Below are 15,060 nucleotides of genomic sequence, written 5' to 3'. Positions count from 1 at the left end.
CTGAGTCTCGATAAACTGTCAACACAACACAAAATAATAAAGTTTACATCTGTTTATTTTTTAATCTTAACTGTTATTGGAATCGCACATGGATCTCGCCTTCGACCGCCAGCATATCTGGCATCCTTACACTTCGACATTGACACCTCTGACCTGCTACCCAGTGGCATCAGCAAGTGGTGTTCACATTAAATTGGAAGACGGTACTGAGCTTGTCGATGGCATGTCTTCTTGGTGGTCGGCGATCCACGGCTATAACCATCCGCACTTAAATCAAGCCGCTCACCAGCAAATCGATCAGGTCTCTCACGTGATGTTTGGCGGGATTACCCACCAGCCAGCAATCAGTTTGTGTAAGAAGTTGCTATCCCTAGCCCCAAGTAATCTTGAACATGTATTCCTTGCCGATTCGGGCTCCGTTGCCGTAGAAGTCAGCTTAAAAATGGCACTGCAATATTGGCATGCAAAAGGCGAACGCCGACCGAAGTTTCTTACTTTGCGACACGGTTATCACGGCGACACCTTTGCGGCGATGTCGGTTACCGATCCTGATAACTCAATGCACTCTCTTTACAAAGGCTTTTTGCCTGAGCATATCTTTGCGGAGTCACCAACTTGTGGTTATTGGGATGAATGGAAGCCAGAAGACCTTACTGACTTCGAGCACAAGATTGAGACTCACCATAAAGAACTTGCTGCGGTGATCCTAGAGCCTATCGTTCAAGGCGCAGGCGGCATGCGCATCTACCATCCAGAATTTCTTAGAGGCGTGCGTAGGCTTTGCGACAAATACGGTTTGTTATTGATTGCAGATGAGATCGCTACCGGTTTTGGACGCACAGGCAAATTGTTTGCCTGCGAACATGCAGATATTCAACCAGACATTCTGTGTGTTGGGAAAGCACTTACTGGCGGCTACATGACCCTCTCTGCGACCCTCGCGAGCAAACATGTTGCGGATACTGTTTGTGGTGGTGATGCTGGTTGTTTTATGCACGGTCCAACCTTTATGGGGAATCCACTCGCCTGTGCTGTTGCCACTGCAAGTTTGGAATTGATTGAACAAGGTAACTGGCAACAGCAAACCCAACAAATCGAAGCGTTGTTTTCTGAGTTACTGCCAAAACTTGAAGAACACGAATTGGTAAAAAACACCCGTTGGTTAGGTGCCATTGGCGTCGTGGAGACGTATCGCCCTGTGAATATGGAAACCATCCAAGCCTTGTTTGTTGAACACGGAGTTTGGATTCGTCCATTTGGCAAACTGATTTATATGATGCCGCCGTTCATCAGCAAGCCAGAAGATATTGAAAAGTTAGTGAATGCGATTGATGCTGCGTTACAACGTAAAGACTGCTTCGCTTCATAGTTCAATTCAATACGAAAACGGTTTGAGTATGAGACTCAAACCGTCTCGTTATTTATTAGAGCAGTAAAGTTATCGGAGTTGACTGTCTTTACTCGCTCGTCTATTGAACAATGCTTGGCGTTGAGACACCAACTCGATTGTTGACTGACATTCGATACACAAACGAACGCCTTTCATAGCAAAACGACGTGCTTTTGGGATCTCATCACCACACTCATCGCAATAATGGGCGCTTTCACCCCTTGTGATACTGCCACGAACACGGGAAATCTCGTCGTCTATTGTGTTTTGAATTTGTTGGCTGACGCTATCGTCATTTGCCCACCCTACGGCCATAAGCCCTCCTCGTTACTTGAATGAGAAAATCTACTTACCGTGGTAAGGTGGATGATTATATCGATTACAAATAACAAGATAATTAGGGTAAATAAGAAAACACTATTACGCTTTGGTAATAATTACTCTGCAATCGATTATTCGGCACTCTCATGGAAAAGCAATGCAAGGTTACTCATACTCCCTTCCTCGCATTCAAAATACTGCGTTTGCTCAGGCCCTCTCAAAGTAACACTGAGTATCTTCTCAACCTCATCGAACTCCTCGCTAAAGTATTCACTGACTAATATGACGCGCTCACCAATACTAAATTCCAGTGACTTCTCATCTACCAACGCTCGATGGTAATGTTTGACATGATAATCTTTAGGCTTAATGCGCGGTAAAACGGGGCTTTGATTCACAATGGACTTATTAACGATAAGCTCGCCTTTGCCTTGCTCTATCGAAATACTAAAGTTCATAGCTTGGTTTACTGAACATTCAAAGACTTTTCTGGGCGAGGTGCTAGCAACGGCAAACGTGCTCATCATAGCAACACTTAAACCCCAAGTGACCGCCAATCGTTTCATTACCATTTAGCCAACACTGTAAATAGGGCTTGTTCAGACATACGGGTTAATACATATCCGTGTGAAGATGAGTACGAGCCACTGAGTACACTATTCTCTTTCTCAATAACGATATCCTCGATGCCGTCAGCATTGTAATCACCTTTTTCTACAATCGTAACGACTTGAAAGCCATCGGTCGCGTCGAAGTACTCTGCTCTCACTTCACTGGAGACATGAGTTCTTTGGATAAGGTCTGCTTCATCCCACGTTGATAGTGCTTTTGCTTTCTCCGCACTTTCGTTAGAAATAACAAAAGCAAGCGCACTTGGAGCCAAACTAGGAAAGCTATCATCTAACTTAAATTTCGATATATATGAGCGCTTGGAGGCTGCTAACTTTGCCATCTCACTCCATGTTTGACACTGAGTTAAATACGCTTTAAACACGCCGTATTCATAAGCTTTAGCCGCAGTAAAACCCGCAGAATTTGCAATCGCTAAGTCTTTGCAATTAGACACCGATTTCGTATCGCCAGACGCATTTGCCAACTCAAGCCCATATCCCCAGTCGAGTGAATTACGCAGCTGCATACTTTCTTTGGATGGTTGTGCTAATTCGCGCGCAAAAAAGCGTTCGGTTCGCTCACTATCTAAGTATTGAGGTTGAATAAGTTCACTTGCGATAACCCTCCCGAAAACAAGCAAGGTAAGCGCAAAAATAACACGTAATAAAAGATGATTTACTGGCATAACGTTTAACAACAAAGACAAATTAGGACGTTAGCTTGTCACGTGAAAAACCGCTTAGAAAAATATCATTTATCTCCTACTGCCAGATTCTGGGCGAGCTCGTCACTAATGCGTGTGCTAATTACATAACAACGTATTTTCACTCGACGCAGATACCAAAAAACCCAGCACTAAGGCTGGGTTTTGGTGTTCTAGTGGTTAATGAATTAACCGATGTGCGTTGCGCCCGCCATGTACTTCTGAAGTGCTGTAGGGATTGCAATGCGACCGTCTGCTTCTTGGTTGTTTTCTAGGATAGCAACCATTGTACGACCTACAGCAAGACCAGAACCGTTTAGCGTGTGTACAAGCTCAGGTTTCTTCTCGCCTTTACGACGGAAACGCGCTTGCATACGACGAGCTTGGAAGTCCCACATGTTAGAACATGAAGAGATTTCACGGTAAGTTTCTTGAGCAGGAACCCACACTTCTAGGTCGTAAGTCTTACGAGCGCCGAAGCCCATGTCTCCTGTACATAGAACCACTTTACGGTAAGGAAGCTCTAGAAGTTGTAGAACTTTCTCAGCGTGACCTGTTAGCTCTTCTAGTGCGTTCATTGAATCTTCTGGCTTAGTGATTTGTACTAGCTCAACTTTGTCGAACTGGTGCATACGAATCAGACCACGAGTGTCACGACCGTAAGAACCCGCTTCTGAACGGAAACATGGCGTGTGAGCTGTCATCTTAATTGGTAGATCCGCTTCGTCAGAAATCGTGTCACGAACTAGGTTCGTTACAGGTACTTCAGCAGTAGGGATTAGAGACAGTTTACGTGGCTCTTCGTCGTTTACTTTTTCCGCTAGAGGCTCTGTGTGGAAAAGGTCTTTACCGAACTTAGGAAGCTGACCAGTACCGAATAGGCTGTCAGAGTTTACTAGGTAAGGTACGTACATTTCTGTGTAGCCGTGCTCTTCAGTGTGAAGATCTAGCATAAACTGAGCGATTGCACGGTGTAGACGAGCGAATTGGCCTTTCATCACGATGAAACGTGCGCCAGTGATCTTAACTGCACTTGCGAAGTCTAGACCGTCGCCCATTTCGCCTAGGTCAACGTGATCTTTCAGTTCGAAGTCGTAAGACTTTGGCTCACCCCAACGAGAGATTTCAACGTTGTCGTTTTCATCTTTGCCATCTGGCACTTCGTCTGCTGGGATGTTTGGTACAGAAAGCGTGAATTCGTCTAGTTGAGCCATTACTTGCTCAAGTTCAACTTTCTTCGCATCAAGATCGCTACCTAGCGTACCGATTTGTTTCTTGATCTCTTCTGCGCCTTCTTTGTCGCCAGCCGCCATTTTTTGGCCGATTTGCTTGGAGATGGAGTTACGCGTGGATTGTAAATTTTCTACTTCTACTTGAATGGACTTACGTTGTTCTTCAAGTTTACGAATAGTATCTACGTCTAGCTTAAAGCCACGACGCGCCAGTTTAGCAGCTGTTTCATCCAGCTCTGTACGAAGTAATTTAGAATCCAGCATTGTTAATCCTATGCTTTTTGTTGTGAAATCACGCGCACTTTCCAAGCGTACGCGTTAAAAAAATTTACTGCACAAATGTATCCAAAAACGCCTACTTTTCATAGCGCTTTTGTGGGCTATTTGCGTCTAAAGTAGCCAAGTAATCTAACTTTTCGCCGATTTTGGTCTCTAGACCACGATTTGTAGGCTGATAGTACCTACGATCGCCCATTTCAGGTGGCAAATATTGCTCACCCGCAGCGTAAGCGCCAGGCTCATCGTGAGCATAACGATACTCTGCACCGTAACCCATGTCTTTCATCAAACTGGTTGGTGCATTTCGAAGGTGATGCGGCACTTCATATTCAGGTAAGTTATGAGCGTCCGTGAGCGCTTGTTTCCACGCCACGTATACCGCATTACTTTTTGGCGCACACGCTAAGTACACGATCGCCTGTGCAATCGCACGTTCACCTTCTGCTGGACCAACGCGCGTAAAACAGTCCCACGCGGAGAGTGCCACTTGCATGGCTCTAGGGTCCGCATTGCCGACATCTTCCGATGCTATCGCAAGTAATCGACGGGCAATGTAAAGAGGATCACATCCCGCTGCAATCATACGTGCAGCCCAGTAAAGCGCCGCATCCGGGTTTGAACCACGAATGGATTTGTGGACCGCAGAGATTAAGTCGTACCAGATATCACCTTTGTTATCAAAGCGAGAGACTTTCTCCCCTGCTACTTCCGCAAGCAACTTAAGCGTGATCTCTTTTTCACCTTGCGCATTGTCTTCTGCCATGTCGTAGAGCAGCTCAAGATAATTGAGAGACATGCGTGCATCACCGTTGACCAGTTCTGCTAGGCGGTCTAATACGTTATCAGCGAAGTGTGCGGGTGTATTGCCCAAGCCACGCTCTTTGTCACTGATCGCTTGATTCAGCGCCAGTGAGATTTCATCTTTATCGAGAGACGTTAGCTTGTAGACACGTGCACGTGACAGCAATGCGTTGTTTAACTCAAACGATGGGTTTTCTGTCGTCGCACCAATAAAGGTAACCGTGCCATCTTCGATATGCGGCAAAAAAGCGTCTTGTTGAGATTTGTTGAAGCGATGCACCTCATCCACAAATAAGATGGTGCGGCGGCCCGCCATTTTGTTCTCACGTGCTTTCTCGATTGCAGCACGGATTTCTTTCACACCAGACGTTACGGCAGACACACGCTCTACTTCAGCATTGGCGTAGTTTGCAGCCACTTCCGCTAATGTCGTTTTGCCTGTGCCTGGTGGTCCCCAAAGGATCATAGAGTGAATGTGGCCCGCCTCTAGCGCACGGCGCAGTGGCTTACCAGGGCCTAAAATGTGCTGCTGTCCAATATATTGCTCGATCGTTTCCGGTCTCATACGAGCAGCAAGGGGACGAAAATCTTCGTCCCCCGAGAAATCTAATGTGTAATTACTCACTACCAATTAATTCCTTTGGTCATCCACTTCCACACCTTTTGGAATTGTGAATGTGAATCTGTCTGCTTTTGGTTTACCCAGCTTCACGTTGTTAAAGGTGAACAAACCTTTTTGGCCGTCTTGCTCAACCACATTGAAGCCTTTCACCACACCTTTGGCATCAATATTAATCTGGAATTGACCTTGTGTGGAGTCTACTGCGGTAGGAATGAGAGTAAACTGGTCACCTTTTTGAGATATTTTGTAGTTATTCCAATCACTTGCTCGGTTACGCGTTAGCAAAACAAATGGCGTTTGCTCTGTTGCTTGCTCTTGCCAGTAGATGCTCACTTGCTCGATGAATGGGCTGTAGTACCACAATGTCTTACCGTCAGAGACCAATAGGTTCTCATCAGGAAATGTTGTACTCCAACGGAACAGGCTTGGGCGAGCGATTTCAACCGTACCTTCTCCTTCCATCACCGTTTCGCCTTCAGGGCTGATAACCTGCTGAGAGAAATCCGCACTAAAGCCATCATTCATAGAAAGGCGTTTGTTTAATTCATCTTTAGGAGATGCTGCGTGTGCGGTAGAAAAGAGGGAAAAGCTTAAAACAAGCGCAGAGAAAAGTTTCGCTGAAAATAGTTTTTTCATTCAGATACCTATTATTAGAACCACTCACCTCAGTTGGACTGAGGTGAGTAAAACAAGTTCATTAATCTTTTGGTGGCGCAGGTGCCAGTACTTCACGGTTACCGTTATGACCCGGAGCACTTACGATGCCCTGCGCTTCAAGCTGCTCTACAATACGGGCGGCACGGTTGTAACCTATCTTAAATCGGCGCTGAACACCGGAAACCGAACCTCGACGTGATTGAACCACGTGCTCAACAACTTGATCGAAGAGCGGGTCTACATCTTCATCCGCTTCCATTTGCTCACCTGGCAATAGACTTTCTGGAGTTTGATCTCCACTGATGATCTCTTCAATGTAGTTCGGTTTACCACGCGCTTTCCAGTTGTTTACAACAGCATGAACATCATCATCTGATGCAAATGCACCGTGAACACGAGTTGTATGACTTGATCCCGGCGGTAGATACAACATATCACCCATACCAAGTAGTGATTCTGCGCCGCCTTGATCTAGGATTGTACGAGAGTCCGTTTTAGTCGATACCGTAAACGCAACACGAGTTGGAATGTTCGCTTTAATTAGACCGGTAATAACATCAACCGATGGACGCTGAGTCGCAAGAATTAAGTGAATACCTGCCGCACGCGCTTTTTGCGCCAAGCGAGCAATCAGTTCTTCAACTTTCTTACCTACCACCATCATTAGGTCAGCAAATTCGTCAACAACAACGACGATGTAAGGCAGCTTTTCTAGCAATGGCGGTTCAGTATCCATGCTGTCGCCTTCCTGCCAGAACGGGTCATGGATTGGGTGGCCCGCTTCTGCTGCCATCTTCAATTTTTCGTTGAAGCCCTTCACATTACGTACACCTAATGCCGACATCAATTTGTAACGACGTTCCATCTCGCCCACACACCAACGTAGAGCATTTGATGCGTCTTTCATATCAGTCACAACTTCAGAAAGAAGATGAGGGATACCTTCATAAATAGAAAGCTCTAGCATTTTCGGGTCAATCATGATGAAGCGTACATCTTCTGGACCTGCTTTATACAGCATGCTCAAAATCATCACGTTCACACCCACCGACTTACCAGAACCTGTTGTACCTGCTACTAACACGTGAGGCATCTTCGCAAGATCGGCCACCACAGCTTCGCCCGCAATGTCTTGGCCTAACACAACCGTTGTTGGTGACGTTGCTTGCTCAAACTGAGGGCTACTGATGACATCAGATAAATAGACCGTCTGACGACTCATGTTTGGCAGTTCCAAACCGATGTAAGGCTTGCCAGGGATTACTTCCACGACACGTACCGCCATCGCAGACAATGCACGCGCTAAGTCAGTTGAAAGACCAGAAATACGACTTACTTTCACCCCCGGCGCCAAATCAAGCTCAAAACGAGTGATCACTGGACCAGGATAAATACCAACCACATCGGCTTTGATTTTGTAGTCAGCGAGTTTGCTCTCTACCAATCGAGCGACCTGCTCTAACGCATCACGGTCGATAAAGTTTTCACGTTTTTCTGGATGATAAAGCAACTCGAGCGTTGGGAGTGGCTCTTCCGGAACTGGCAAGTTTTCTTCTTTCTGTACCAAAAATGGGTTCTGTGTTGCAGCGACTTTGGCTTGCGCATTGGAAACCATATCTTGGAATGCGGTAACGTCTTGGTCGTTGTCTTGGACCTCTTCTACCTCCACTTTTTGAGGTGCAGGTTCAAATGTTGTTGAAGGTGTTGCAACTTGCTGATGAGGCGTTGTTGGCTGTACTTGCTGCGCAGGCTGAGACTCCACTTCGTCTTCATCATCTAACACATCAAAGTCAGAGATCGTAGGCTCAATATGTTGGCTCGATTCCGTTTGCGCCGTGATGCTATCTAATACAGCAGAATCAATTGCAGGCTCTTCATGTACAGGATGGTCAATACTTGGCTGCTGTACTTGCTCTGCTTCAAATTGTTCGTACTCCGCATAATCTGGTTCAACACTGATCGGTTCTTCTGTAGCTGTATGTTGCTCGACATAGGAAGAATAAGTGTCTGCAAATGATGGGGCAGCCTGTTCTTCAGTTCCCCAGTCATCTGCTTGTTGCGCCGCTGCTTCAAGCTCTTCTATCGTAACATTCAGTTGCTTGGTGCGTTCCAAGAGCGGATCAACGTTATCAGTGTTAACCGTATGGATAGGTTGTATTTGAGGCTCAGGTTCAGAATAAACTGGCGCAGCATTAACCGTAGCCTTGCGTTGTGGTGGCGTCGGTTCTACCATCGCCTGTTCCGCAGGCTTATCAGGTTTCGCTTGCGGCATATAAATAGGATACTCATGCGCTGGCGCCGGCTCTTTCGGTTCATCGACATCGTACGCCGTTAAATGAGGAAGCGACTCATCATCAATTTCATGGTCTACATTATGTTTAGGCGTAGAGACTTTGTCTTCTACAAACTCATCAAGCTGAGGTTCTAAAACTTCCTGCTCTGAACCTCTTGCCTTATTTGCAAGCGCGGCAATTAGTGCTAACGCACGATCACCAAGCCATTCCACGATGTTAAGCCATGAGATGCCAGTGAAGAGCGTAAAGCCCGCTCCCCACAAGAACAGCAATACCAATGTGGTACCGAGTACATTCAATGTAGGTAAAGCGAGGCTAGACAACACATCCCCGACCACACCTCCGGATGAAAAATACCAAATGTCATCAAAATTAATATCGGCAAGACCGCAACTGGTCATAATAAGGACGACCAGACCGAGCAGCCTTGTACCCCATAGCATGAAATCAATTGGCTCATCTTCTCCTCGTTTACGGCAAATCACCCATGCAGCCGCCGCTAGCAAGAAAGGGATTGGGTAAGCGAGAGAGCCAAATGTGAAGAATAGAGTATCGGCTAGCCAAGCGCCGAAAAGGCCACCAGCATTATCGATATCCCCTCCCCATGCGGTTTGGGACCAAGAAGGATCGGCCGGACTGAAGGTAAATAGTGCAACCGCAAGCAATACCGAGCTAAGAACGCCAACGATAAAGCAGCACTCTTTTAAGCGTTGGAAGCCATTTAAGCGTGAAGACTGGGGCTCTTCACTGGTTTTGATAATGGTTTCGACTTTCTTTGCGTTCTCTTTGAACATAAATCAACTTGAATATGGAAATGAAATAGGAAATTGCAAAACATTCCGAGCGGCATCAAGCCGCTCGGTAAATTGATTTAACCATATCAAGGAGAAAAACCCAATTACTCTCTGGCGAAAGCGGAAGCATATACCGCTTTCTTTGCAAGAAATTAACGAGTTTTGATCACAAGCTGGTTAGATTGTTTCACTTCTTCCATAACAACGTATGTGCGAGTGTCATTTACGCCAGGTAGACGTAGTAACGTATCGCCCAATAGTCGGCGGTAAGCACCCATATCTGATACACGGGTTTTAAGAAGATAGTCAAAGTCACCTGAAACAAGATGACACTCTTGTATGTCGTCTAGCTTTTGAACAGCTGAGTTAAACTGCTCAAACACATCCGGCGCACCACGGTTTAGCGTAATCTCAACGAATACTAATAGTGATGCATCCAGGAACTGCGGATTCAATAATGCAGTATACCCTGTGATATAACCCTGACGCTCTAAGCGACGTACACGCTCCAAACATGGCGTTGGAGAAAGTCCCACACGTTTTGAAAGCTCAACGTTTGAAATACGACCGTCTTTCTGCAGCTCATTAAGAATGTTGCGGTCGATACGGTCTAGTTCCTTGGACGGCTTTTTATAGTTGTCTGCCATTTTTTATTCCACCTTATTACTTCCTTGCAAAAAAATATACTACAACTTTTTAATATTTGGTGCCAAATTTTACAAATCTATAACTATACTAGTTATTAATTCGACAATAACACCCTACTAACAGTTAATACAACCATTATAGAAAGAGGATACAGGATGATCATTGGCGTACCTAAGGAAATCAAGAATCACGAATATCGTGTTGGTATGATCCCAGCTAGCGTGAGAGAACTCATCTCACATGGTCACCAAGTTTTAGTTGAGACCAATGCAGGTGCCGGCATTGGTTTTTCAGACGATGATTACATCGCTGTCGGCGCATCCATTCTCCCTCATGCTGCTGACGTATTTGCGCAAGCAGACATGATTGTAAAAGTAAAAGAACCCCAAGCAGTAGAGAGAGCAATGCTCCGCGAAGGGCAAATTTTATTTACTTATTTACACCTAGCACCAGATTTTCCACAAACTGATGAGCTAATCAAGAGCAAAGCTGTCTGTATAGCCTATGAGACTGTAACAGATAATATGGGTCGTTTGCCACTGTTAGCACCAATGTCAGAAGTGGCAGGTCGGATGTCTATCCAAGCTGGCGCGCAAACGTTGGAAAAATCGCACGGCGGTCGTGGTCTACTCCTAGGCGGCGTACCTGGTGTTGAACCTGCAAAAGTCGTTATCGTTGGTGGTGGCGTTGTTGGTGCAAACGCTGCTCGTATGGCGGTTGGCCTTCGCGCTGACGTCACTATTCTAGACCGTAACGTAGACACACTTCGTAAGCTTGACGAAGAATTCCAAGGTCGCGCAAAAGTGGTTTATTCTACTGAAGACGCTATCGAGAAGCATGTTCTAGAAGCGGACCTTGTTATCGGTGCCGTTCTAATTCCTGGCGCAGCAGCACCTAAACTGGTCACTAAAGAGCACATTGCTAAGATGAAGCCTGGTGCGGCAGTGGTTGACGTGGCAATTGACCAAGGCGGTTGTTTCGAAACTTCGCACGCGACAACTCACGCAGATCCAACTTACATCGTTGATGAAGTGGTTCACTACTGTGTAGCAAATATGCCTGGCGCAGTTGCTCGCACTTCAACATTTGCACTCAACAACGCTACACTTCCATACATCGTGAAGTTAGCAAATAAAGGCTACCGCGAAGCACTTCTAGAAGATAAAGGCTTCCTTGAAGGTCTAAACGTTATTCACGGAAAAGTAACGTGTAAAGAAGTAGCAGAAAGCTTTGACTTGGAATACGTTGAACCAACTCAAGCTATCGCTATGTTTAATTAATGACAAAATAAAACATAACTTGTCACGTTTTGTTTACAAAAGCCCACTCATAAGTGGGCTTTTTCATATAGAGCGTTTGGCTATAAAGAATAACTAAATCTTATATGCACAAATTAAAATATTTCTAGGCGTGACCGATTTAGGGCAAAACTCTGACAATCTAACACGGTAACCACGTTCTTCAAGATAAAGCACTTTGTCTAATGCGAGCCAGATCTCCAACGGACGTTGAAAAACAAGTTGCACTAAGCTCATTCTCTCCATTTGCCAGAAGCGTTGTTCGCTTAACTTTTCAAAATGAGAGAAATCGATTTCTTGAGGAAGAACAATGCCTTTTTGCTCCGCTGCCCAGCGACATAAAGATTCAAAACCATCACTTAATTGCGACTTACGGATACTCGGCACAGGCTGATACTCTGCCATTCCCAAAGCTTGTCGCGTGATCAAATCAAACCCAAGACGAAACATCATTTCCTGCTGACGATGACGACGCACGCGCTCTCCTCCTGTCACCGTTTGTTGTAATGGGATACGCAGTTCTTGCTTAGACAATGAGAGAGAAGAAGCCCTGCCCGATTCCGACATCGGCTGGTATTGTGCCGACTGAATCAAGTGGTAACAACAAGGTGATATGGTCATCGCAGCAATCCCATTTTCACTGCCGTACTGCATTAGACGAACGTGAAGGTCACCGCATGCATGCAGTGCTACTGCGTGTTGCGTTGGCTTAAACACGGCTTTCGCTTTGCTATCAAACGCGTCGCCTTGAATAAACGTCATCTTCCAATGATGTTCATTGGCTGCTTGTTGTCCCGAATCGCACAGTGCTTGTTGGTATTCAAAGCTGGTTACAGGCTGATCGGTTTGCGCGGTCAGGATTCGCCCCAAGTAACCTTTACCTGAGCACCATTCTAGCCATTCTTCGCCACAGTGTTGTTGAATTGCAGCTTCACCCATCGAGCTAATTTGCTCCAACTTACGTCCCGGAATACCGTTATCTAAACCACGAGCGAGTTCCAAGCCGTTTAACGACAAAAGCTCTAAATGAGTCAGTTCTGCGAGTTGTTCAAGCTCAGGCAAAAACGGACTAAGTGCTTTTAACGCGAGTTCTGGTGCTGCTTTGTATTCTTCGATTTGAGAGGGAGTAAGAGACGCTAGCCATTGGCACAGTCGAGGATGTTGCTCCTGCCAAGGTAATGATGTGTGAATGCTGCTTTTAAAAGGCTCGAATCGCCACAAAGATTGGTTTTCGATTAAGCAGTCATTAATAAATTGAAATTGCGTTTTCATAGCTCCCCCTACAACGAGCGCATTGTAGAGGGAATCGAAACATCAATGAAGTGTTATCTCACCGGAAGCTCGATGTCTTTAAACATCTCTTCGATTTCTGCATTAGACTTCAACGAAATCGCCTGCTCAACCACTGGACGCGTTAAGTGCGGTGCAAAACGCTCCATAAAATCGAACATGTAAGAGCGTAAGAATGTACCACGGCGGAAGCCGATGCTCGTGGTGCTCGCGCCAAACAAATGGCTCGCATCTATTGCAACCAAGTCACCGTCCTGCTCTTCATCCACAGCCATGCTTGCAATCACACCCACACCAATACCCATACGAACGTAAGTTTTAATGACGTCTGCATCAGTTGCCGTGAACACCACTCGCGGGGTTAAACCTTCGCGGTTGAATGCTGTATCCAGCTCTGAACGACCAGTAAAACCGAACACGTAAGTGACTAATGGGTAAGCGGCAAGATCACTGATCGTTACTTTGTCTTTCTTCGCTAGTGGGTGGTCTTTAGGCACAACTATTGAACGATTCCAGTGATAACAAGGCAGCATGATGGCATCTTGATATAAGTGAAGAGCTTCTGTCGCAATCGCAAAATTCGCAGTGCCTTTAGCTATCGCCTCAGACATTTGTGACGGTGTACCTTGGTGCATGTGTAACGACACTTTTGGATAACGAGAAGTAAAACCTTTGATGACATCTGGCAGTGCATAACGAGCCTGCGTATGTGTCGTGGTGATATTCAGCGTCCCCATTTCTGGATGGGTGTGCTCTCCAGCCACCGCTTTGATACTTTCTACACGAGCGAGAATTTCTTGAGAGATACGTACAATTTCTTCTCCAGCTGGCGTCACTTGCGTTAAGTGCTTACCGCTACGTTCAAAAATCTGAATACCTAACTCATCTTCCAGCAACCGAACCTGTTTACTAATACCTGGCTGAGAGGTATATAAGCTTTCCGCCGTTGCAGATACATTCAGATTATGGTTTACAACCTCAACAATATACTTCAGCTGCTGCAGTTTCATCGTAATCCCTTACTTATTCATGAGAGAGTTTATTGGCCACTCAAGCGAGCGATATAATAATTAGTTATAACGCGTTCAAATCGAAATGAACAGCAATTTCTAACTTATACCTCAATCACATACTAATAATCTTCAAGCAAGAAACAATATGCACAAAGTTGAGCCAATAAATGACCGAAGTTCTATGATGTGACTTCTATCAGTAACTAAAACGTGGGAGAGACAAAATAATCAAACAAATAAGGTGCCGAGTAAGATAAGATTCATGTATTCTTTAACGCTAGCCGCAGAAAAGTAAAGCAGACGCAAAGATATGAATATTGGTTTAATAATCGCTTTGGTAGCCATCCTACTGGTGTTAATCCTAGGCTATAACATTATGTTGCAATATAAGGTTAAAGTTGAAACCGCAAAAAGGCAGGAATCAGCGCGATATGTAGCCTTGATAGATGGTACTGAAGAGTTGATTGGTCATGCGCACCATATCCCTTTTAGTAAAGAGCTGTTGCTGTGTCTAAACAATCGTATTCTTGACGCGCTAGAGAGCATGCATGAGCTGGACCCGAAGAACAAGCAACTTGCTCAACGTATCGAAAATATGAAGCAGCAGATTACGCAGCTAAAAGAGAATGGTCCTACTGGCGAGAGTACCACTTTCAAGATGCCGAGTAGTGATAAACAAGCTATCGTCATGCTTAAGCTGGTTAAACGACTTCGCGACACTATCCGTAACGAGCACAACAAAGGCCGATTGGATACCCAGACTTACGTCACCGAAAATGCGCGCTTGGAAACGATGCAAATTCGCATCAACATTGAAAATGTCATCAAAAGAGCAAACGACTCTATCGCTCGTGGCCAACCAGGCACCGCGCTTCAACTGCTGCGTAAAGGTATCGATGCTTTGAGCACTAAGAGCGATCCTTATTCTATTCAAGCGAAACAAAAGCTTGAAGAGATGTTAGGTGACTTAGATAAAAAGCGCCAAGATAAAAGCGATGCCGAAATGCAGCAGATTGCTGACAAAGAGCGTGACAATGACATGGAAGCTCTCTTCGGCGAGAAGAAAAAGTGGTAACATTCACTTCAGGTCAAAAAAGGCTGCAATT

13 protein-coding genes are annotated in these 15,060 nt (G+C 45.4%); 3 read left to right on the top strand and 10 right to left on the bottom strand.

The window, feature by feature from the left end; all coding sequences use genetic code 11:
- Positions 1–88 precede the first annotated feature (88 nt).
- Positions 89–1,369, top strand: a complete 1,281-nt coding sequence (bioA, locus tag R7E42_RS09220) for an adenosylmethionine--8-amino-7-oxononanoate transaminase (protein WP_318072594.1) — start codon at positions 89–91, stop codon at positions 1,367–1,369.
- A 69-nt stretch (positions 1,370–1,438) separates the two neighbouring features.
- On the opposite strand, the gene R7E42_RS09215 is transcribed toward bioA, so the two are convergent.
- From R7E42_RS09215 to lrp, 8 genes are all read right to left on the bottom strand, one after another.
- Positions 1,439–1,705 carry a DksA/TraR family C4-type zinc finger protein gene (locus R7E42_RS09215; protein ID WP_318072593.1) on the bottom strand — a complete coding sequence of 89 codons (267 nt, stop codon included), beginning with the start codon at positions 1,703–1,705 and terminating at the stop codon, positions 1,439–1,441.
- A 137-nt stretch (positions 1,706–1,842) separates the two neighbouring features.
- Positions 1,843–2,283: a hypothetical protein gene (locus tag R7E42_RS09210; protein ID WP_213874688.1), complete on the bottom strand. Its 441-nt coding sequence runs from the start codon at positions 2,281–2,283 to the stop codon at positions 1,843–1,845.
- Positions 2,277–2,849, bottom strand: coding sequence for an ATPase (locus R7E42_RS09205; RefSeq protein ID WP_318072592.1), 573 nt, complete (start codon positions 2,847–2,849; stop codon positions 2,277–2,279). The genes R7E42_RS09210 and R7E42_RS09205 overlap by 7 nt, the downstream gene beginning before the upstream one ends.
- 365 nt (positions 2,850–3,214) lie before the next feature.
- Complete coding sequence (gene serS / locus R7E42_RS09200; RefSeq protein WP_213874686.1) at positions 3,215–4,522, bottom strand: serine--tRNA ligase; 1,308 nt, start codon at positions 4,520–4,522, stop codon at positions 3,215–3,217.
- 91 nt (positions 4,523–4,613) lie between these two features.
- Positions 4,614–5,969, bottom strand: a complete 1,356-nt coding sequence (locus R7E42_RS09195; protein WP_038889531.1) for a replication-associated recombination protein A — start codon at positions 5,967–5,969, stop codon at positions 4,614–4,616.
- Positions 5,970–6,596, bottom strand: coding sequence for an outer membrane lipoprotein chaperone LolA (lolA, locus tag R7E42_RS09190; protein ID WP_005388103.1), 627 nt, complete (start codon positions 6,594–6,596; stop codon positions 5,970–5,972).
- A gap of 61 nt (positions 6,597–6,657) precedes the next feature.
- Entirely contained in the window at positions 6,658–9,705 is a 3,048-nt protein-coding gene (locus R7E42_RS09185; RefSeq protein ID WP_318072591.1) for a DNA translocase FtsK 4TM domain-containing protein, read from the bottom strand.
- Between the two features lie 152 nt (positions 9,706–9,857).
- Positions 9,858–10,352, bottom strand: a complete 495-nt coding sequence (gene lrp, locus R7E42_RS09180) for a leucine-responsive transcriptional regulator Lrp (RefSeq protein ID WP_005378234.1) — start codon at positions 10,350–10,352, stop codon at positions 9,858–9,860.
- 156 nt (positions 10,353–10,508) lie between these two features.
- On the opposite strand from lrp, the gene ald reads away from it, so the two are divergent.
- Positions 10,509–11,633, top strand: a complete 1,125-nt coding sequence (ald, locus tag R7E42_RS09175) for an alanine dehydrogenase (RefSeq protein WP_005378241.1) — start codon at positions 10,509–10,511, stop codon at positions 11,631–11,633.
- A 93-nt stretch (positions 11,634–11,726) separates the two neighbouring features.
- On the opposite strand, the gene R7E42_RS09170 is transcribed toward ald, so the two are convergent.
- Together R7E42_RS09170 and cysB are read right to left on the bottom strand one after the other, a co-directional pair.
- A complete protein-coding gene (locus R7E42_RS09170) occupies positions 11,727–12,923 on the bottom strand; it encodes a methyltransferase (RefSeq protein ID WP_318072590.1) in 1,197 nt (398 codons plus the stop codon).
- Positions 12,924–12,976: 53 nt separating this feature from the next.
- Positions 12,977–13,951 carry an HTH-type transcriptional regulator CysB gene (cysB, locus tag R7E42_RS09165; RefSeq protein WP_005388967.1) on the bottom strand — a complete coding sequence of 325 codons (975 nt, stop codon included), beginning with the start codon at positions 13,949–13,951 and terminating at the stop codon, positions 12,977–12,979.
- A 313-nt stretch (positions 13,952–14,264) separates the two neighbouring features.
- Here cysB and R7E42_RS09160 point away from each other — a divergent pair, with 313 nt between their 5' ends.
- Positions 14,265–15,029 (top strand): hypothetical protein, encoded by a 765-nt coding sequence (locus R7E42_RS09160; RefSeq protein WP_005378247.1) that lies wholly within the window; start codon positions 14,265–14,267, stop codon positions 15,027–15,029.
- The last annotated feature ends 31 nt before the right edge of the window (positions 15,030–15,060 follow it).

It is taken from the genome of Vibrio sp. Vb1337 (assembly GCF_033338715.1).
Lineage (GTDB): Bacteria > Pseudomonadota > Gammaproteobacteria > Enterobacterales > Vibrionaceae > Vibrio > Vibrio alginolyticus.
The sequence above is the reverse complement of the archived record's forward strand: the minus strand, read 5'-3'. Positions and strand labels throughout refer to the sequence as shown.